Annotated in this window: 17 protein-coding genes; 8 read left to right on the forward strand and 9 right to left on the reverse strand. The window is 58.8% G+C overall.

All coding sequences use genetic code 11. From position 1 onward, the window contains the following. Positions 1-1,008 carry a cytochrome d ubiquinol oxidase subunit II gene (gene cydB / locus ACZ9H3_RS18680; RefSeq protein WP_065759285.1) on the forward strand — a complete coding sequence of 336 codons (1,008 nt, stop codon included), beginning with the start codon at positions 1-3 and terminating at the stop codon, positions 1,006-1,008. A gap of 21 nt (positions 1,009-1,029) precedes the next feature. Continuing rightward, complete coding sequence (locus ACZ9H3_RS18685; protein WP_099773485.1) at positions 1,030-1,185, forward strand: DUF2474 domain-containing protein; 156 nt, start codon at positions 1,030-1,032, stop codon at positions 1,183-1,185. A gap of 76 nt (positions 1,186-1,261) precedes the next feature. On the opposite strand, the gene ACZ9H3_RS18690 is transcribed toward ACZ9H3_RS18685, so the two are convergent. Then, positions 1,262-2,386 (reverse strand): methyltransferase, encoded by a 1,125-nt coding sequence (locus ACZ9H3_RS18690; protein ID WP_454240682.1) that lies wholly within the window; start codon positions 2,384-2,386, stop codon positions 1,262-1,264. 99 nt (positions 2,387-2,485) lie between these two features. Then, positions 2,486-3,190 (reverse strand): LuxR family transcriptional regulator, encoded by a 705-nt coding sequence (locus ACZ9H3_RS18695; protein ID WP_476221933.1) that lies wholly within the window; start codon positions 3,188-3,190, stop codon positions 2,486-2,488. Between the two features lie 176 nt (positions 3,191-3,366). On the opposite strand from ACZ9H3_RS18695, the gene ACZ9H3_RS18700 reads away from it, so the two are divergent. After that, positions 3,367-4,143: a ferredoxin--NADP reductase gene (locus ACZ9H3_RS18700; protein ID WP_476221935.1), complete on the forward strand. Its 777-nt coding sequence runs from the start codon at positions 3,367-3,369 to the stop codon at positions 4,141-4,143. A gap of 44 nt (positions 4,144-4,187) precedes the next feature. On the opposite strand, the gene mscL is transcribed toward ACZ9H3_RS18700, so the two are convergent. Then, positions 4,188-4,601, reverse strand: a complete 414-nt coding sequence (gene mscL, locus ACZ9H3_RS18705; protein WP_330521911.1) for a large-conductance mechanosensitive channel protein MscL — start codon at positions 4,599-4,601, stop codon at positions 4,188-4,190. 174 nt (positions 4,602-4,775) lie between these two features. On the opposite strand from mscL, the gene radA reads away from it, so the two are divergent. Next, on the forward strand, positions 4,776-6,143 hold the full coding sequence (gene radA / locus ACZ9H3_RS18710; protein WP_065759279.1) for a DNA repair protein RadA: 1,368 nt from the start codon (positions 4,776-4,778) through the stop codon (positions 6,141-6,143). An 88-nt stretch (positions 6,144-6,231) separates the two neighbouring features. On the opposite strand, the gene ACZ9H3_RS18715 is transcribed toward radA, so the two are convergent. Next, the gene (locus ACZ9H3_RS18715) at positions 6,232-7,758 is read right to left on the reverse strand and encodes a nucleobase:cation symporter-2 family protein (RefSeq protein WP_099773489.1); all 1,527 of its coding nucleotides are present in this window, start codon (positions 7,756-7,758) and stop codon (positions 6,232-6,234) included. Between the two features lie 232 nt (positions 7,759-7,990). After that, complete coding sequence (locus ACZ9H3_RS18720) at positions 7,991-8,356, reverse strand: PilZ domain-containing protein (protein ID WP_102051825.1); 366 nt, start codon at positions 8,354-8,356, stop codon at positions 7,991-7,993. Positions 8,357-8,541: 185 nt separating this feature from the next. Here ACZ9H3_RS18720 and ACZ9H3_RS18725 point away from each other — a divergent pair, with 185 nt between their 5' ends. From ACZ9H3_RS18725 to yjiA, 3 genes are all read left to right on the forward strand, one after another. Further along, complete coding sequence (locus tag ACZ9H3_RS18725) at positions 8,542-10,608, forward strand: carbon starvation CstA family protein (protein WP_065759276.1); 2,067 nt, start codon at positions 8,542-8,544, stop codon at positions 10,606-10,608. Between the two features lie 18 nt (positions 10,609-10,626). Further along, positions 10,627-10,824 carry a YbdD/YjiX family protein gene (locus ACZ9H3_RS18730; RefSeq protein ID WP_065759275.1) on the forward strand — a complete coding sequence of 66 codons (198 nt, stop codon included), beginning with the start codon at positions 10,627-10,629 and terminating at the stop codon, positions 10,822-10,824. An 86-nt stretch (positions 10,825-10,910) separates the two neighbouring features. Beyond that, entirely contained in the window at positions 10,911-11,873 is a 963-nt protein-coding gene (gene yjiA / locus ACZ9H3_RS18735) for a GTPase (RefSeq protein ID WP_099773491.1), read from the forward strand. 8 nt (positions 11,874-11,881) lie between these two features. Here the strand turns inward: yjiA and ACZ9H3_RS18740 are convergent, their stop codons facing one another. The 4 genes from ACZ9H3_RS18740 to ACZ9H3_RS18755 all read right to left on the reverse strand — a co-directional run bounded on the left by ACZ9H3_RS18740 (position 11,882) and on the right by ACZ9H3_RS18755 (position 18,617). Then, positions 11,882-12,475, reverse strand: coding sequence for a hypothetical protein (locus tag ACZ9H3_RS18740; protein ID WP_476221940.1), 594 nt, complete (start codon positions 12,473-12,475; stop codon positions 11,882-11,884). Positions 12,476-12,634: 159 nt separating this feature from the next. Beyond that, the gene (locus tag ACZ9H3_RS18745; protein ID WP_157767110.1) at positions 12,635-13,207 is read right to left on the reverse strand and encodes a hypothetical protein; all 573 of its coding nucleotides are present in this window, start codon (positions 13,205-13,207) and stop codon (positions 12,635-12,637) included. 153 nt (positions 13,208-13,360) lie between these two features. Then, positions 13,361-14,614: a serine hydroxymethyltransferase gene (gene glyA / locus ACZ9H3_RS18750; RefSeq protein ID WP_065759272.1), complete on the reverse strand. Its 1,254-nt coding sequence runs from the start codon at positions 14,612-14,614 to the stop codon at positions 13,361-13,363. Positions 14,615-14,777: 163 nt separating this feature from the next. Beyond that, positions 14,778-18,617 (reverse strand): sensor domain-containing protein, encoded by a 3,840-nt coding sequence (locus ACZ9H3_RS18755; protein ID WP_099773494.1) that lies wholly within the window; start codon positions 18,615-18,617, stop codon positions 14,778-14,780. A gap of 313 nt (positions 18,618-18,930) precedes the next feature. Here ACZ9H3_RS18755 and ettA point away from each other — a divergent pair, with 313 nt between their 5' ends. Then, positions 18,931-20,595: an energy-dependent translational throttle protein EttA gene (gene ettA, locus ACZ9H3_RS18760; protein WP_065759270.1), complete on the forward strand. Its 1,665-nt coding sequence runs from the start codon at positions 18,931-18,933 to the stop codon at positions 20,593-20,595. Positions 20,596-20,687: the final 92 nt, after the last annotated feature.

Here is a 20,687-nt window from a genome sequence, read left to right on the forward strand (position 1 = left end):
ATGGGTATCGATCTACCGCTGATCTGGGCCGTGATCATCATCTTCGGGATCATGATGTACGTGATCATGGATGGTTTCGATCTGGGGATTGGCATGCTCTTCCCCTTCATCAAGGACGACCGTGACCGCGACGTGATGATGAACACCGTTGCGCCGGTCTGGGACGGTAACGAAACCTGGCTGGTGTTGGGCGGCGCTGCACTGTTCGGCGCCTTCCCGCTGGCCTATGCCGTGGTGCTGTCAGCGTTGTACCTGCCGTTGATGCTGATGCTGGTCGGGCTGATTTTCCGTGGTGTGGCCTTCGAGTTCCGTTTCAAGGCCAAGGCCGACAAGCGTCATATCTGGGACAAGGCGTTCATTGGTGGCTCGCTTGCGGCCACCTTCTTCCAGGGGGTCGCGTTGGGTGCCTTCATTGAAGGCTTCAAGGTGGTCGACCGTTCCTACGCCGGTGGTAGCCTGGACTGGCTGAGCCCGTTCAGCCTGTTCTGTGGCGTGGGCTTGGTAGTCGCCTACACCTTGCTGGGCTGTACTTGGCTGATCATGAAAACCGAAGGCAAGTTGCAGAAGCAGATGCACGATCTGGCGCGGCCGTTGGCGTTGGTGCTTCTGGCGGTGACCGGCATCGTCAGCCTGTGGACGCCGCTTGCGCACCCGGACATCGCCACGCGCTGGTTCAGCCTGCCGAATCTGTTCTGGTTCCTGCCGGTACCGATCCTGGTGCTGGTCACCCTCTATGGTCTGCTCAAGGCAGTGGCGCGTAATGCCCACTACACCCCGTTCCTGCTGACCCTGGTGTTGATTTTCCTGGGCTACAGCGGGCTGGGTATCAGCCTGTGGCCGAACATCATCCCGCCATCGATCTCTATTTGGGATGCTGCTGCGCCACCACAAAGCCAGGGCTTCATGCTGGTCGGCACCTTGTTCATCATCCCGTTCATTCTGGGTTACACCTTCTGGAGCTACTACGTGTTCCGCGGCAAGGTGACCCACGAAGACGGCTACCACTAGGGTTTGAATGGAGGGTGTGAAATGGCTGTTAAAGAAACCGTTAACGCCGAAAACAAACCGCTCTGGCAACGCTTGGGTTGGTTGGCGGTGATCTGGACGGGCAGCGTCGTGACCTTGGGGATATTCGCTTGGCTGATGCGCCTGTTCATGAGCGCTGCCGGCCTTAGCACCCATTAGGCAAACTCCCATTACCGCCTTGCGGCGGCCTCTCACCCTTCGTAGCGGTTCGCTACGAAGGGTTTTTTTTGCCTGTTCACTTGCGCGCTTTCAACACCACGAACTTGGGGTTGGCCCCGACTTGTTCGACGCCACGGAACAGCCGCGCCAGTTTGCTGTGGTAACCCAGGTGGCGGTTACCGACGATGTAAAGTGCACCGCCGGGGACCAGTGCTTCGCGGGCCTGCTGGAACATGCGCCAGGCCAGAAAGTCGCCGACCACCTGCTGCTGATGGAACGGCGGGTTGCACAGCACCACGTCCAGTGAGCGCTCGGGCTGGCTGGCCAGGCCATCGTCGGCGCGCACTTCCACGTCACGCTCACCCAGCGCCGCGTGCCAGTTTTCACGGGCCGACTGAACCGCCATATAGGACTCGTCGACCAGTGTGTACTGTGCCTGTGGGTTGGCCAGCGCACTGACGATCGCCAGCACGCCGTTACCGCAGCCAAGGTCGGCGACCCGCGCTTGCCCGAGGTTCTTTGGCAGGTACGGAAGGAAGGCCCGTGTGCCGATGTCCAGGCCTTCGCGGCAGAACACGTTGGCATGGTTGAGCAGGTTCAACGCCGGTTCGTCCAGACGATAGCGGGTCGGGTAGGGCGAGGTGAAGGGGGCTTTGCTTTCTGCCGTGGCAATCAGCAAGCGTGCCTTCTTGCGCGCCAGGGAGGCCTGCACCGGGCCGATGTACTTTTCCAGCAGATCACCAGCGGCACGTGGCAAGTGCTTGATCATCGCGCCAGCGATGACCTGAGCGCCTGGAGCCAGATGCCCCTGCAGGCGAATCAACTGCTCCTCAAGCAACGCCAGGGTTTTGGGAACGCGCACCAGCACGCGTTCGAACGGGCCTTGCCACGCGGCACTGGCCGGAACGAAGGTGACACTGTCAAAGGGCTGACCGTTACGCGGCAGGTTCTTTTCCAGACCGAGCCTTGCCAGGTATGAGTCGCCACTGCTGACCACCTGTACATGACGGCTCAAACTGATGGCCAAGGCACCAAAACTGTCATTCAGTACCAGCACCCGAGCACTGCTCGGCAGCGCCTGTTCGGCCAGGTGCTCAAGCAGGTACTCATCGGCGGCATCAAACGCTTGTAGGGGGTCGTTGGCTTGTTCGGGTTGGCGGATCAGGTCAAGTTCGGCAAAGGGGTTGATCAGCAAGGGCATGGCATAAAACTCTGGGGCATCGGCGGCCGTCACGGCGAGCGACGGCAAGTTGACGACGATTCTACAGGGTTTACACCGTACTGACTGGCGCTTGGCGCGTCATAAAAGGCCATTCATGGAGGCCCGGACAACCGCACTGGTCTTGTTGTTCGTATTCATCTTGGCCATGACGCTACGGATATGGAAATTAACGGTGCTTTCAGACAAGGCCAGAATACAGGCGATGTCGGCCGCGGTTTTGCCCTCGGCGGACCACTTGAGCACTTCGATTTCCCGAGCAGTCAATTCATATGTCAGGCGTTTGTGTGGGTGAATGCGCTCTACGATCAGGGTGTGTATCAGGTTACATAGCCACAAGGTATGGCAGGCCTTGTCAAAGAACTCGGCCGTCGTTATGGGGCCATTCGCCCGAAGCACGCTGAGCATGCTCTGATTGCCGCGAGCATCGTGTATGGCCAGGCTCCAGCCGAAACGCAGGCCAAAGGACTGTGCTTCCTCCCAGTATTCGGGAACCTCGGCAAACGCGTTGTCATCCCAGAGAATGGCGGCCAGTGATTGCTGACAATGGGTTGCTATGGGGTCAATCTTTATGTAATCGCCCTGTTGGTAGCGCGTGTTCCATTCACTTGGGAAGTTGTTCAGAAGTATGTACTGAGGGGATTGGGTCGCAACGTGCCTGCGGATCGTGAACCCCAGGAAGTCCATGCCTAGCTGCTTTGCCAGGGACAGTGCAATTTCAAACAGCTGCTGTTCGTTGTGTTCATTGAGCAGCTGTTGCATCTGCTCCTGGTTCCAATAGGGCATGGCAAGTCACCTCCTTTTGATGGATCCAAACTCCGTGTGTTTTTGATTGTAGGAAAAGTCCTAGTATTTGCTTGGGTTATTTTGCGATAGCAGGTGCAGGTATCGCTTACTAATCGTCCGTGTTTATGCGGCGCATTTTGCGAGACACTGGTCTTAATCGACGATTGGAGCAGGTCATGACTGCCAGCGAGGAGAAGTTCACGCGTCAAACGCTGTTGGATGTTCAGCCGCTGACCCCGAGTCTGTTCAGTTTGCGGATTACGCGTGACCAGGGGTTTCGTTTCCGTGCCGGGCAGTTCGCGCGCCTGGGCGTGACACGGGCTGATGGCAGTGTGGTCTGGCGTGCGTATTCAATGGTCAGCGCCCCGCACGATGAGTACCTCGATTTTTTTTCCATCGTGGTGCCGGGAGGGGAGTTCACAAGCGAACTCAGCCGTTTGCGTCAGGGTGACAGCCTGCTGATTGATCGCCAGGCATTCGGGTTTCTGACCCTGGACCGCTTCGTGGGTGGACGTGATCTGTGGTTGTTGGCAACCGGCACGGGTATCGCTCCCTTTCTATCAATCCTGCAGGATTTTGAAGTATGGGAGCGGTTTGAACGCATCAAGTTGGTGTATTCGGTGCGTGAGGCCCGGGAGCTGGCTTATCAGCCGCTGATTGCGGGCCTTGAACAGCGCGATTACCTGGCCGAGTACGCGGGTGCGTTGCAGTTCATTTCCATCGTTACCCGTGAGCAACACCCAGGTGCACTCAACGGGCGCATCACTCGATTGATCGAGAATGGCGAACTGGAGCATGTTGCCGGTGCAGCACTGACGCCCGAACATTCACGGGTGATGATCTGTGGTAACCCACAGATGATCGATGACACCCGAGCGCTACTCAAACAGCGCGACATGCAATTGAGCCTGAGCCGTCGGCCCGGCCAGGTTGCAGTGGAAAACTACTGGTAGCAGGCATCAGGCGCTGGCGCACGCGGGCGCCAGCGTTGTGTCGCTTACGGCTTGTTGCTTTGGCTCTTGAGCAGGTCACGAATCTCAGTCAGCAGCTCTTCTTCCTTGGTGGGGACGGGGGGCGCGCTGGGTGCTACGGCTTCTTCGCGCTTGAGCCGGTTGATCGCCTTTATCCCCATGAAAATGGCGAAGGCGACGATGATGAAGTCGATGACGGTCTGGATGAACTTCCCGTAGGCCATGACCACTGCGGGCACATCACCTTCGGCGGCTTTCAGGGTGACTGCCAGGTCGCTGAAGTCCACCCCACCAATCAACAGCCCAATGGGTGGCATCACTACATCGCCGACAAAAGATGAGACGATTTTGCCGAAGGCCGCGCCGATAATGATACCGACCGCCATGTCGACCACGTTGCCCTTGACCGCAAAGGCTTTGAATTCACTGAGCACGCCCATGGTTTATTACCTGTAACAGATGAGATTGGTGAAAACAGTGTAAATCAGCTATGCGAGTCATGCTTATCGCTGCGGCTACAGACTGTGGTTATACCGAAAAGTTTTGTCTTCCAGGGTTGGCCCCATGGGCTTGCCTGCTCGGCTATCATGGCGGTTTTTCCAGGAGACCGCCCCATGGCCAAAGCCAAGCGCATGTACGGCTGCACCGAGTGTGGTGCGACCTTTCCGAAGTGGGCCGGGCAATGCGGTGAATGCGGCGCCTGGAATACCCTGGTCGAAACCGTGTTGGAAAGTGGCGCAGCCGCAGCGCCCAGTGGCCGCAGTGGCTGGGCGGGGCAGCAGGCGCAGATCAAGACCCTGGCAGAAGTCAGTGTCGAAGAAATTCCGCGTTTCACCACGGCCAGTGTCGAGCTTGACCGTGTACTCGGTGGCGGGCTGGTGGATGGTTCGGTGGTGTTGATCGGCGGCGACCCGGGTATCGGCAAGTCGACCATCCTGCTCCAAACCCTCTGCAACATTGCGACCCGCCTTCCGGCGCTTTATGTCACGGGCGAGGAGTCGCAGCAACAAGTGGCCATGCGTGCGCGCCGCCTGGGTTTACCGCAGGACCAGTTGCGGGTCATGACCGAAACCTGCATTGAGAACATCATTGCTACTGCCCGGGCGGAAAAGCCCAAGGTGATGGTTATCGACTCGATCCAGACCATCTTCACCGAGCAATTGCAGTCGGCCCCTGGCGGTGTCTCGCAGGTGCGCGAAAGTGCGGCCTTGTTGGTGCGTTATGCCAAACAGAGCGGTACGGCCATTTTCCTGGTCGGTCACGTGACCAAGGAAGGCGCCTTGGCCGGGCCGCGCGTGCTGGAGCATATGGTCGATACCGTGCTGTATTTTGAAGGTGAGTCCGATGGACGCCTGCGTTTGCTGCGGGCCGTGAAGAACCGTTTTGGTGCCGTCAATGAACTGGGCGTGTTCGGCATGACCGACCGTGGCCTCAAGGAAGTTTCCAACCCTTCGGCCATCTTCCTCACCCGTGCCCAGGAGGAGGTTCCCGGCAGCGTAGTCATGGCCACCTGGGAGGGAACTCGGCCGATGCTGGTGGAAGTTCAGGCGCTGGTTGACGACAGCCACCTGGCGAATCCTCGGCGAGTGACGCTTGGTCTGGATCAGAACCGGCTGGCAATGCTCCTGGCGGTGCTGCACCGCCATGGTGGCATCCCGACCCATGACCAGGACGTGTTCCTCAACGTAGTCGGTGGTGTGAAAGTGCTGGAAACCGCCTCCGACCTCGCACTGTTGGCGGCGGTGATGTCGAGCCTGCGCAATCGCCCCTTGTCCCAGGACCTGCTGGTGTTCGGTGAGATTGGCCTGTCGGGCGAAGTCCGCCCGGTTCCCAGTGGGCAGGAACGCCTCAAGGAAGCCGCCAAGCATGGCTTCAAGCGCGCCATTGTTCCCAAGGGTAATGCACCAAAGGAAGCCCCTGCAGGCTTGCAGGTTATTGCGGTCACGCGCCTTGAGCAGGCGCTGGATGCGTTGTTCGAGTGACGCATCAGGCCTGCAAATGAAAAGGGCCGACGATTCCTCGTCGGCCCTTATGCTGCTCAGTGCATCAGTGCATCAGTGCATCAGTGCATCAGTGTTCAGCCGCAGCGGTTCGTCGTTCTGACGGTGCGCCATGGCCGTGGTCGTGTTCGCTAATGACCGGAATCTCCTTGCCGTCGGCATCGAACAGTTTGCCGTCCTCGAAGTAATCACCGTCGCGCAGGGCGGAAATGTCCGAGTAATTGATCGTGCGCTCGTAAGCGGCAGCAAACACCGACTGCTGGTCCGAGTTGCCAGTCGTGAAGTGGTTGAACGTCAGGTTCAGAAGAATCGCCATGATCGCCGCCGAGCTGATGCCGGAGTGGAAGATGGTTTCAAACCAGCTTGGGAAATGGTCATAGAAGGTCGGTGCAGCGATTGGGATCATGCCGAAGCCCAGCGAGGCGGCGACGATGATCAGGTTCATGTTGTTGCGGTAGTCCACTTTCGACAGCGTGCGAATACCGCTGGCAGCAACGGTGCCGAACAATACGATACCGGCACCGCCCAGTACTGAGGTTGGTACGGCGGCAATGATGCGCCCCATGATTGGCAGAAGCCCCAGCACCACCAGAATCACCCCGCCGGTTGCCACTACGTAGCGGCTCTTGACGCCCGTCACAGCCACCAGGCCAACGTTCTGGGCGAAGGCGCTCTGGGTGAAGGAGCCGAAGATGGGGGCAAGGATGCTCGACGCCATGTCGGCGCGCAGGCCATTGCCCAAACGCTTGGAGTCAACCTTGGTGTCGATGATTTCGCCAACCGCGAGAATATCCGCCGAGGTTTCTACCAAGGTCACCATGATCACGATGCACATCGACAGAATGGCGGCGATGTGAAAGGTCGGCATACCGAAATGGAACGGTTCAGGAAAGGCCACCAGCGGGCCGTCCAGGACCTTGGAGAAATCCGCCATGCCCAATGACCAGGCAATCAGTGTGCCGATGACCATGGCCAGCAGGATCGACAGGCGAGAGATCGCTGCGCTACCGAGTTTGCTGAGTACCAGCACGATGGCGAAGGTCAGGGCCGCCAGGCCGATGTTGGCCATGCTGCCAAACTCTGGCGATTTGCTGTTGCCCCCCATGACCCAGCGCGCCGCCACGGGCATCAGTGTCAGGCCGATGGTGGTGATGACGATACCGGTGACCAACGGCGGGAAGAACTTGGTAATGCGTGAGAAGACGGGCGTGATCAGGAAGCCTATCAGCGATGCGGCCATGACCGCACCCAACACGCCAGGCAGACCTCCACCGCCTTCACTGCTGAGAATGGCGCCCATGGTTGCCACGCCTGCGAATGAAACGCCCTGTACCAATGGCAACTGGCAGCCAAAGAACGGTAAGCCGAGGGTTTGTAGCAGTGTTGCAAGACCACCTGCGAACAATGAGGCCGCAATCAACAAACCGATATCAGCCGGCCCCAGTCCCGCGGCCTGGCCGAGAATCAAGGGAACCGCAACGATACCGCCGTACATGGTCAATACGTGTTGCAGGCCGTAAGCCAGGTTGGCGCCGAGGCCTAGGTTTTCGTCTTCGGGACGTTGCGCTGAAGACGTGCTAGCGGAGGACGTATTCATGAGGAGCAGGGTCTCTGTTTTATTGTTGTGGGCCTACTGTAGACAACAAGTGGCAATCATTACCAGAAGAATTGTATACAATTTTTAGATAGCCCGAGCGGATCTGTTGCACGCAATCGGTGTGCCATATTTTCTCATTAATGGTATGCAGGGCGTTTGGCAGGCGCGCCAACGGAGCCTTTTAGCGATCGCTAAAGGCTCTGGTGGGGATTGGGTAGTTGGCTAAACGTTCCTACGCTTCGATCAGTTGCCGCAGTTCGCGCTCAAGTTCTTCCGGGTTGGCCAGGTTCAGTTCGATCAGTCGCCGCAGGTGCGAAATGGAGTCCAGATCAATGAACTGGCAAACGAAACCCATCTGGTTGCCCTCCTCGTGACGCAACTCCACGTGCATCTTCACTTCGTCGTGGTCGTTGAGGTGTATGGAGGCATCGAAACCCTGGATAGGGTCGCCCTGCCAGCCCTCGGGGCATTCGATCAACAACCCCTTGAGCGACAGATCCAGCAGTTTGACGGGCCATCGTTGATCACCTTGCACCAGCTCGGTGCGGGCATCGAAGGGAACACGTTTGAAAAGCCGACGTTCGTGATGGTCGCTCATGGCCAAGCCCTCCGGGGTTCGCACTCAACTATAGTCCAGTGCTTGTCAGGTACGCGTGTTAGGTGCATAACAGAGCCATGAGTTTCCTGCTCTGGAGGCTCTAGATCGTAGCAGGTATGGCAATGTGCGATGACTGGCCCTAGACTCGTCGGGCAGTCTTTCAATCCACTAGCTGGAAGCTAATCATGAACAACAATAATAGCCTGCTGCGCCACTTGCCGTGGCTAGCGCTGGCAATCATCGGAGCCTGTGCGTTGGGTGTGGTTGCCCTGCGTCGCGGTGAAGCCATCAATGCCTTGTGGATTGTAGTCGCGGCGGTGGCTATCTACCTGGTTGCCTACCGTTACTACAGCCTGTTCATCGCCACCAAGGTGATGCAGCTCGATCCACGTCGGGCTACACCGGCGGTACTCAATAACGATGGTCTGGACTATGTCCCGACCAACAAGCACATCCTGTTCGGCCACCACTTTGCCGCGATTGCTGGCGCAGGGCCGCTGGTCGGACCGGTTCTGGCTGCGCAGATGGGCTATCTGCCCGGCACGCTCTGGCTGATTGCCGGTGTGGTGCTGGCAGGTGCGGTTCAGGACTTTATGGTGCTGTTCCTGTCCACCCGTCGCAACGGCCGTTCGCTGGGCGACATGGTCCGTGAAGAGATGGGCCGGATTCCGGGCACCATTGCCCTGTTCGGCTGCTTCCTGATCATGATCATCATCCTCGCGGTGTTGGCGCTCATCGTGGTCAAGGCCCTGGCCGAGAGCCCATGGGGCATGTTCACGGTGATGGCGACCATCCCGATCGCGATGTTCATGGGCGTTTACATGCGCTACATCCGCCCGGGGCGTATTGGCGAAATCTCGCTGATGGGTGTTGTCCTGCTGTTGCTGTCGATCTGGCTGGGCGGGCAGGTTGCTGCCGATCCGACCTGGTCCAAGGTCTTCACCTTCACCGGCGTACAAATCACCTGGCTGTTGGTGGGTTACGGCTTTGTGGCTGCCGTACTGCCTGTGTGGCTGGTGCTGGCGCCCCGTGACTACCTCTCGACCTTCCTCAAGATCGGCACCATCGTAGGCCTGGCGATCGGTATTCTGGTCATCGCGCCTGAACTGAAAATGCCTGCACTGACCCAGTTCACCGACGGTACTGGCCCTGTCTGGAAAGGCACCCTGTTCCCGTTCCTGTTTATCACCATCGCGTGTGGTGCGGTATCGGGCTTCCACGCCCTGATCTCCTCGGGCACCACGCCGAAGCTGCTCGACAACGAAACCAACGCCCGCTACATCGGTTACGGCGGCATGCTGATGGAGTCGTTCGTAGCCATCATGGCCATGGTCGCTGCTTCGGTGATCGAACCGGGTGTCTACTTCGCCATGAACAGCCCGCCTGCCGTAGTCGGTAGCGATGTGGTCGCGGTGGCGCAGACGGTCAGCAACTGGGGCTTTGCCATCACGCCAGATGTGCTTGAGGGCGTAGCCAAGGACATCGGTGAGCACACCATCCTGGCCCGTGCGGGCGGTGCCCCGACCCTGGCGGTCGGTATCGCGCAGATCCTGCACCAGGTGCTGCCGGGTGAGAACACCATGGCCTTCTGGTACCACTTCGCGATCCTGTTTGAGGCGCTGTTCATTCTCACGGCGGTAGATGCGGGTACCCGTGCCGGACGCTTCATGTTGCAGGATCTGTTGGGCTCCTTCATTCCGGCGCTCAAACGCACTGAGTCGTGGACTGCCAACCTGCTGGCAACAGCCGGTTGTGTGGCCATGTGGGGGTATCTGCTGTACCAGGGCGTGATCGATCCGTTGGGCGGGATCAACACCTTGTGGCCGCTGTTCGGTATCTCCAACCAGATGCTGGCGGGCATTGCGCTGATGCTGGGTACTGTGGTGTTGATCAAGATGAAGCGCCAGCGCTACATCTGGGTCACCCTGTTGCCTGCTGTCTGGCTGCTGATCTGCACCACCACCGCGGGCTTCATCAAGCTGTTCGATCCGAGCCCGGCGGTCGGTTTCCTGGCGCTGGCCGACAAGTACAGCGCGGCACTGGATGCCGGTCAGGTACTGGCACCGGCCAAGGACATCAACCAGATGCAACACGTTATCTTCAACGCCTACACCAACGCGGCGTTGACCGGCCTGTTCCTGTTCGTGGTGTTCAGTATCCTGTTCTTCGCACTGAAGGTCGGTATTGCCGCCCTTGGCAAGAAAGAGCGTAGTGATAAGGAAACCCCGTTCCACCCTGTGCCGGACGCGTAAACACTGAGGAATGCAGTCATGTTCAACGACCTTGGTCGACTGGGTAAGTACCTGGGGCAGGCAGCCCGCCTGATGGTCGGTATGCCCGACTACGACACTTACGTCGAGCATATGCAAACCAAACACCCGGACAAGCCGGTGATGAGCTACGAGGCGTTCTTCAGGGAACGTCAGGAGGCGCGTTACGGGGGGAAGGGTGGGCCCAAGTGCTGTTAACCTTGGCTGACGGCCTGTAATAAACCTGTGGGAGCACGGTACGCCGCGCTCCCACAGTCATTTTTAGCGTTCAGGAGATTTTGCGCGTGCTACCTCCAATCCCCGTTACCGTGCTCAGTGGTTTTCTCGGTGCAGGCAAGACCACCTTGTTGCGCCACCTGCTCAAGGCCGAGCACGGCCTGAAGATCGCCGTGATCGAAAACGAATTCAGCGATGCAGGTATCGACACGGAGCTGCTGGGTGACGAACCGGTGCAGGTCATGACCCTGGCCAATGGTTGTGTTTGCTGCAGCATCCATACCGACCTGACCAAGGCCCTGTTCCTTTTGCTGGAGCGCCTGGACAGTGGCGAGATCGCCTTCGACCGTTTAGTGATCGAATGCACCGGCCTTGCCGACCCCGCACCCGTGGCACAAACCTTCTTCATCGACGAAGAACTGCGTGAGCGCTACATCCTTGATGGCATTATCACCTTGGTCGATGCGGCGCATGCCGACCTCCACCTGACCCAGACCATTGCCCAGGCCCAGGTCGGTTTTGCCGATCGCCTGCTGGTGAGCAAAACCGATCTGGTCGATGCCGCCCAGTTCCAGGCCTTGAGCGAGCGTCTTGGACGGATCAATCGTCGTGCGCCGATTCATGTGGTAGAGCACGGCAAGATCGACCTGTCCGAGTTGCTTGATGTGCGCGGCTTCAATCTCAATGCCGACCTGGGTGGTGGTCTGAGCTTGCGCCCGGTTGCACAAGGCAATAGCGGTGACCGCATAAGCAGCATGGTACTGCGTACCGAGAAGCCCCTGAACATCGACCGGCTCAGCGACTTCATGAATCGTCTGCTCGAAGACCATGGCCGACAGCTGTTGCGTTACAAAGGGGTGCTCAATATTGAAGGCGAGCCACGCCGGCTGGTGTTCCAGGGTGTCTTGAAGTTGTATGGTTTCGACTGGGACCGCGCCTGGGAGCAGGACCAGACGCGGGAGAGCGTCGTGGTGTTCATCGGCGACGATTTGCCTGAAGAACAGATTCGCTCAGCGTTCGAGCAGCTGTAGGCTGCTTGTTAACTGGCGCTCAACCAATCGACGTCGCGGGCAAGAATGTTCAAGCGCAATTGGGTGCCCGACGGTGCATAACCAGCGGTCAGGTAGCCGCCGTTACCTTGACCGATGAGCGTCATGCTCATGCTCGCCCCGGTAGCCGCTTCTTCAAGGTTGATCATGGCGAAATCGGTAGGCAGGTTCGAGAGGTCGACCGCTTGGTTGTTGTGGGCATGGCGTAACTGCCAGGCGCAAGGATCAACGCCATCAATCGGGCACGCCTGAGGTACGCCTTCGGCGGTCATGAATACGCCGTGGTTCAGGTATTTGCCGCTGCGCACGTAGAGTCGATACAGTCCTTCGCTGTGTCGGAAATAGAACTCCGTGGGCGAGACATCGCTCACCACATGAAAGTTTATCAGGCCGTCGTTGCGGTCTTGCTCCCAGTCTTCGTCGGTACCGCCGAGTGCACCCAGGGCCTGCGAGACTTCCAGCCCTTCAGGTCGTGCAGGGTGAGGCACGATAACGGGACGGTCGGTGGCTTCGTCCAGAGCGATGAGGCTGTGGCCGTTTATCAGCATGTAAGCGGTAAAGGAAAGTTGTTTATCGGTAGGCATAGCAGGTGATCTCCTGATCAGATTTAGCTCCCGTCTTGGGCCTTTCGCCGGTATGACGTGCATCCAGAGGGGCGAGAACCAAGGTAATTTCCCAACGCTGGTGAGGGCAGGAGGAACAATGCCCTGATGGTCGTACCGTGGGGCATTGCGGTTCTATCCTCAGAACTCATCCGGGTAGCTCAGCCAGGGTGCATTGCGCTCCTGGATATCCAGAATGAAACCCAGTGGGCTCCCTCCCGCAGTGTTGAGGTAGGTAGGCTCAGCGTCATGTCGGCTGCTCCGATGCACGAATCCTTTACCTGCACGCTGCAAAAACATGCCAACACGATCACGTTTTATATGCTCAAGTGACGTTTCGCCGCGTTGTGGATGGATCAGCTTGAAGGGGATGGGCTCCCGTTCAGCGATGACAAAGGCGCCAATGTTGCCATTCTCATCGGTACTGATGCCTCGGCCAAAATACGGGCCAAGTGAGCGGACATACAGGTAGTAACCTTCTGGGGTATGCCTGAAGTACAGGGTCAAGGGCTCCACTGTGTTGCCGTTGGCAGGTGGTTGATGGCCTAGCAAATGGGCGTCACTTCGGGGTTGCAACGCCCCGGCCAACAAGCCTTCGCCGCCGAACGGGGCGATGACTTCTGCCGGAGTTCCCCGCAGGACATCAAGGCAATGAATGGGGTATGCCTGAGTACGCAGGTGGGCGAGGAACGAGTTCTGTCGATGGGTGGGCATGGTGTTCGCCTTGTAGTTCATTGAGTGACAAAGGCGCATGGGCCTTCGTATTCGCTGAACCTAATGGCAAGGCGGTTGCCCGCTGCGTTAATTAATTACGCAGGCGAAAAAAAGCCCGGCTCAAGGCCGGGCTCTTCATTCAGCGAACTGAGATCAAGCGCCGTATACCGGCAGCTTGGCGCAGATAGCCTTGACCTTCTCACGAACGGCGTCGATCACCGCTTCGTTGTTCAGGTCGTCCAGGATGTCGCAGATCCAGCCAGCCAGTTCCTTGCACTCAGCCTCTTTGAAGCCGCGAGTGGTCACAGCCGGGGTACCGAAGCGCAGACCGGAGGTGACGAACGGGGAGCGTGGATCGTTTGGTACCGAGTTCTTGTTGACGGTGATGAAGGCTTTGCCCAGTGCAGCGTCAGCGTCTTTACCCGAGATTTCCTGCTTGATCAGCGAGAGCAGGAACAGGTGGTTCTGAGTGCCACCGGAAACGACGTCGAAACCGCGCTCGATGAAGACGCTGGCCATGGCCTGGGCGTTTTTCACCACTTGTTGCTGGTAAGCCTTGAACTCCGGCTGCAGCGCTTCCTTGAAGCAGATGGCCTTGGCGGCAATCACGTGCTCCAGCGGGCCGCCTTGGGCACCCGGGAATACGGCCGAGTTCAGCTTCTTCTCGATCTCTTCGTTCTTGCGAGCGAGGATCAGGCCGCCACGTGGGCCACGCAGGGTCTTGTGGGTAGTGGTAGTGACCACGTCAGCGAACGGAACCGGGTTCGGGTAAACGCCAGCGGCAACCAGACCGGCAACGTGAGCCATGTCGACGAACAGGTAGGCACCGACCTTGTCGGCGATTTCACGGAAGCGCGGGAAGTCCAGCACTTGCGAGTAGGCGGAGAAGCCGGCAACGATCATCTTCGGCTTGTGTTCCAGGGCCAGACGCTCGACTTCGTCGTAGTCGATCAGGCCGTTGGCATCGATACCGTACTGAATGGCGTTGTACAGCTTGCCCGAAGCGCTGACGCTGGCACCGTGGGTCAGGTGACCACCGTGTGCCAGGCTCATGCCCAGGATGGTGTCGCCAGCTTGCAGCAGGGCCAGGTAAACGGCGCTGTTGGCTTGCGAACCTGCGTGTGGCTGAACGTTGGCGTAGTCTGCGCCGAACAGCTGCTTGGCGCGGTCGATGGCCAGTTGCTCGACCACGTCGACGTACTCGCAACCACCGTAGTAACGCTTGCCTGGGTAACCTTCAGCGTACTTGTTGGTCAGAACCGAACCCTGGGCTTCCATCACGGCCGGGCTGGTGTAGTTTTCCGAGGCGATCAGCTCGATGTGCTCTTCCTGGCGCTGAGCTTCTTGCTCCATGGCGGCAAAGAGATCGGCGTCGTACTTGGCAATGGTCAAATCACGGCTGAACATGGCGGTCCTCAAGGATCGGGCTGGAAAAGGGAGGCATTCTACCTCATCGGCTTTTGTCTGGCATATGAAAGGGCATCATGTCGCAGACAAGTGGGGCTCATTTGCCGCTGTTTGTGTTGCCCGGCGCCATCCCCGAGCCTGTACAAGGGGGGGATGCGCAGGGTTACTGGAACATGAACAGCGTTTCGTTGCTGAACTGGGCTTCAAACTGGTGGGCCGGCATTGGCCGACCGAACAGGTAGCCCTGAACCTCATCACAACCGTGTTCTCGGAGGAACTCCAGCTGTTCATGGGTTTCCACACCCTCGGCGATTACTGCCAGGTTCAGGCTGTGGGCCATGGCGATGATCGCACGGGCGATCTGGCCATCCTGCTCGCCTTCGGGCAGGCCATCGACGAAGGTGCGGTCGATCTTCAGCACGTCGATCGGGAACTGCTTGAGGTAGTTCAGTGACGAATAGCCGGTACCGAAGTCATCGACCGCAATGCTCAGGCCGAGGTTTTTCAGGCTGGCGAGTATCTGCATGGCCTCGTTGACCTCGCGCATCAAGATACTTTCGGTCAGCTCCAGTTCCAGGCACGCCGGTGGAACGCCGGTTTCGTTGAGGATCGTGGCGATGCGGGTACCCAGTTGCCCATCGGAAAACTGTCTCGCAGAAATGTTCACCGAAACTTTCGGTACCCGTACCTTGGCCTGGTGCCACTCTTTGAGCTGACGACTGGCTTCACGCAGTACCCAGTCACCGACATCGACCACCAGCCCCAACTCCTCAATCACCGGAATAAAGTCGCCCGGCGGTACCAGGCCACGGGTTGGGTGGCGCCAGCGCAGGAGCGCTTCGGCGCCGGTCAGGCGTTTGCCGTCGCCGCTGAACTGCGGTTGGTAGTACAGGATGAACTCGTTCTGCTCCAGTGCATGGCGCAGGTCGCTTTCCAGCTCCAGGCGCTCCAGCGCACTGGCGTTCATATCCGCCTGGTAGAACTGGAAGTTGTTCTTGCCGCGCTCCTTGGCGTGGTACATCGCGGTGTCGGCGTTTTTCATCAGTTGGCTGAGTTCGCTGCCATCCTGAGGGCTCAGGGCAATACCGATACTGGCGGTGACGAAGAACTCGCGGTTTTCCAGCACAAAGGGACGAACCAGGCTGTTGAGGATCTGTTCGGCCACATTGATGGCGCGGTTCAGCGCCATCTCGCGGGTTGCGCGTGGTTGCAGCAGCAGCGTGAATTCGTCGCCGCCCATGCGCGCAACGGTGTCGTCAGTGTCGACACAGTCGAGCAGGCGTTCGGCCATGTCCTTGAGCATACGGTCGCCGGCCGCGTGGCCAAGGGAGTCATTGATCGGCTTGAAACGGTCCAGGTCGAGGAACATCAGCACCACCCAGGCCTTTTGACGATCAGCTTGCTGCAGTGCGGTGTGCAGGCGGTCCTGGAACAGCGTGCGGTTCGGCAGGTGCGTCAGGGCGTCGTAGTAGGCCAGACGGTGAATGCGTTGTTCGCTGGCCTTGCGCTCGCTGATGTCGGTAAAGAAACACACATAGCTGGCCAGGTCGCCTTCGTCGTCGAGCACAGCGGTAATGCCGACCCAGGCCGGGTAATGCTCGCCGGTGCGACGTTTAAGCCAGACTTCACCTTCCCAGGTGCCGCGGATGTGCAACTGTTTGACCACGTAGCGCAGGTGCGCTTCCTGCTGTTCGTCGACCGTCAGCATATTTGGCAGTTGGTCGAGCACCTCTGCTGCGCTGTAGCCGCTGACGCGGCTGAAGGCTTCGTTGGACTGGACGATATAGCCCGCCGGGTCGGTGATCAGGATGGCCGAAGTCGAGTGCTCAAACACTGTCGCAGCCATGCGCAGGTCTTTTTCAGCGCGGCGCTGCTGGCTGATGTCACGGCCGACGCCGAGTATGCCCTCGAACCGATTGTGCTCATCCCAGACCAGTACCAGGCGCAGTTCGATCGGGATCTTGCGACCATCGGCGCGCAGGCAGTCGAACAGGAACAACTGAGTGGGAAGCTGGGTACGCAATTGCTCCAGTTGTTCTGGAGCGTGCAGGGCACGGTTGAGGCGTTCGATCAGGCTGTAGATGCCGGTCAACTGTGCCGGGTTGGCAATGGTCGATTGCCAGCCGTTCTCGAAAATCCAGTCGACCTCGTAGCCCAATACCGCGTGTACCGAGGGGCTGACATAGTTGGGTTTCAGCATGCTGTCGGTGGAGAAGATGACGTCGCTGATACTTTCGGCAAGCATGCGGTAACGCTGTTCGCTGTCACGCAGCGATTCGCTGGCCTCTATCTGCTCGGTAACGTCTTTGGCCACGCCAATGATGCGGGTGACGTTGCCATCGTTGTCGCGGGTCAGGACCTCTTCGCGAATATCATAACGACGCCAACCCTGGTCACGGTGACGGAAACGTAGCTGGCAGTGCAGTTGTTCCAGGTAGCCACTCTCGCGCTGTTGCTGACGCATCCGGTTGTAGAGTGTGGCGTCTTCAGGGTGCAGAAGGATTTCCCAGAATCGCTCGCCCATCGTCTCCAGTTCGGTACGGGAGTAACCCAGGGTCTGGCCCAGGTGCCGATTGCTGAAGATCATCCGTTGGTTTTGCACGTCCTGCACGTAGAGTTGATCCGGTACGGTACGGACCACGTTCGACCAGAAACTTTCACGCTCCAGCAGCGACAGCTCGACCTGCTTGCGGCTGGTAATATCGCTGATGCTGAGGGTTACCGCTTGATAGTCAGCGCGTTGCTCGGGGAAACGCACCGTCAGCCACAGGTGCAGCTCCTGGTCATCGGCACCACTGAGGCGAACCTCCAGCTCAAGCTGATGTTGATTGTTCAGGACGGCTTCGACCAGTTGCAGGCCAATCCCTTCGTTGCGTGTATCGCCAGCAATCAGGCGTTGCCAGGCACCGTTGCGGCATTCAACCCCCAGCAGTTGCAGGGCGACTTGATTGACCTCGGTGACTTTCAACTCCTGCAGCAACGTGTTGCGCAGGGACCGGTCAAGCAGCAGGCGGTGCTCAAGCTGGTCTTGGCCACGAAGGCGCAGTCGTTCAAGCGTATTGATCAGGCCGGACAAGTCCAGCACACAAAGGGCGACCCCTGTCCCTTCAAAAATATCCTGGTAGCGTCGGCGTCCTTCTTGCAGTGCGCGTTGGCGCTTGCGCATGCTGGCCAATGCCAGCAGCGGCAGCAGGGCGCAGATCAGGCCAAGCAGGCATTTACTGATCAGAGCAGGCAACAGTTGCTGACGACTCAATTCGGCATCGTAGAGGCCGCGCAGTTGCCAGTCGCTGTTATCGAGGAATGTCAGCAGTACGCTCTGCAGTGGCTCGGCGTTGGCTGGTCGTGGCGTTTCAGGTGAGCGATGTTGATTGATGATTTCAGCCGTTCGGCTGTTTTCCAGCAGCCACAAGGGGCGGGTGGGGTTGTCCAGGTGTTCGGCCAGCGCGCTGTAATACTCAGGGCTCAGGCGCAGCAGCCAGTAACCGCTGGTCGGCCGATCTGATTGGCGTAGCAGCAGGTAGATGTAACTGTTGTCACTGTTGTTGCTGAAGTAGTACGGGTGGCCATTGCTCAGCCGTATCAATTCTTCAATAGCATGCTGGTCAGGCGATTCGCCGAGGCTGTCGCGCAACGGGCGTGCCTGGCTGTCGAACCAGGCGATGCTGCGCAGTGAGGGCAGTGCGCGCTGCAGATTGGCCACCACCTTCGGTAGCGCGCGGTCGTCCGGGGGCAGCGGATAGGGTTGGACCTGATTGAGTGCGGTCTGAGCCTTGAGGGCCATGTTCAGGCTCAGGTGATCGGCCAACTCGTTGCTGGAATCCAGGCTGTGTTGGCGCTCATCGGCAAGGGTATGGTGGTACTGATCAATCAATAGCCAGAACAACAGGCCGAGCAGCAGCAATACCAGGATGGCCAACACCCCTTTCAACGAACCGCGCAACAATGAACCCGAGCTGGAGGGTGCGGTACGCAGGGAGGACGGCTGAGTAAGATTGGTCAAACGTTGATCCTGCGGTATGGCTGGCTGTGGCAGGTTTGAGCTGCTTATTGGGTGCGCACCCTCACGCTCAGCCGTGCAGGCCGATGCGTACTCATAAGCTGGACGCCCGAAGGGCGCTTAGCATGCCTTGAGTTGTGGCGAAGTGCCAGTCCTGTTCGCAGATCCCGACAAAGTGCTATGTCGGCGGCCCAGGCCTGCCTGGGCCAGAGCTTGGGCCTGACGGTTGTCGGTTGGCCAAGTTAATAGTCGCTTTTACTTTTTTACGTCATACAATTGGCCCCTTGAATTTACTTGCTTACAGGAGCTCAACGTTTTGGCTCAATACGTCTACACCATGCATCGGCTGAGCAAAGTTGTTCCGCCGAAGCGGGAAATCTTGAAGAACATCTCCCTGTCGTTTTTCCCCGGCGCCAAGATCGGCGTGCTCGGCCTCAACGGTTCGGGTAAATCCACCCTGTTGAAAATCATGGCGGGTGTTGATACCGAGTTCGACGGTGAAGCACGGCCAATGCCGGAGCTGAATGTCGGTTACCTGCCGCAGGAACCACAGCTCGACCCAACCAAAACCGTGCGTGAAGTGGTCGAAGAAGCGGTCAGCGTGATCAAGGATGCCCAGGCTCGCCTGGACGAAGTCTATGCGGCGTATGCCGATCCTGACGCCGACTTCGACAAGCTGGCCGCTGAACAGGCCAAGCTTGAGGCGATTCTGCAGGCCAGCGATGGTCACAACCTGGAGCGTCAGCTGGAAGTGGCGGCCGATGCCCTGCGCCTGCCTGCCTGGGACGCCAAGGTCGAACACCTGTCGGGTGGTGAAAAGCGTCGTGTAGCACTCTGCCGCCTGCTGCTGTCGGCACCGGACATGCTCCTGCTCGACGAACCGACCAACCACCTGGATGCCGACTCTGTCGCCTGGCTCGAGCACTTCCTGCACGACTTCCCGGGTACTGTGGTAGCGATTACCCACGACCGTTACTTCCTCGACAACGTCGCCGGCTGGATCCTCGAACTCGACCGTGGCGCCGGTATTCCGTACGAAGGCAACTATTCGGGCTGGCTGGAAGCCAAGTCGGATCGTCTGGCCCAGGAATCCAAGCAGCAGTCGGCCCATGAAAAGGCCATGAAGGAAGAACTGGAGTGGGTGCGCAAAGGCGCCAAGGCACGCCAGTCGAAATCCAAGGCTCGTCTGCAGCGCTTCGAAGAAATGCAATCGCAGGAATTCCAGAAACGCAGCGAAACCAACGAGATCTATATCCCGGCTGGCCCGCGCCTGGGCGACAAGGTCATCGAGTTCAAGAACGTCACCAAGGGTTATGGCGACCGTGTACTGATCGACAACCTGTCGTTCAGCATGCCTAAAGGCGCCATTGTCGGTGTGATCGGTGGTAACGGTGCCGGTAAATCGACCCTGTTCCGCATGCTGATGGGCAAGGAAACACCAGACTCGGGCACCATCGAGATCGGTGAAACCGTGCAACTGGCCTGTGTCGATCAGAGCCGCGAAGACCTGGACGGCAACAAGACCGTGTTCCAGCAGATCTCCGATGGTTCCGACCAGATCCGTATCGGTAACTACGAAATCCCTTCGCGTACCTACGTGGGTCGCTTCAACTTCAAGGGCGGCGACCAGCAGAAGTTCGTCAAGGACCTCTCCGGTGGTGAGCGTGGCCGTCTGCACCTGGCCCTGACCCTGAAGGAAGGCGCCAACGTCCTGCTGCTCGACGAACCGTCCAACGACCTGGACGTGGAAACCCTGCGTTCGCTGGAAGAAGCCCTGCTGGACTTCCCGGGCGCCGCTATCGTGATCTCTCACGATCGCTGGTTCCTGGACCGCGTGGCCACCCACATCCTGGCCTACGAGGACGATTCCCAGGCGGTATTCTTCGAGGGTAACTACACCGAGTACGAAGCCGACCGCAAGAAGCGTCTTGGCGAAGCTGCTGCCCAGCCGCACCGGGTACGGCACAAAAAACTGGCATAACCGCTCGCGGTTTTGCACTGGAACGGGGCCTTCGGGCTCCGTTTTTTTTTGCCGAAAAATGTGGCGTACCTGTTGCCTGAAAGGCAGGCTCT

The sequence above is a fragment of the Pseudomonas sp. TE3910 genome, assembly GCF_056279025.1.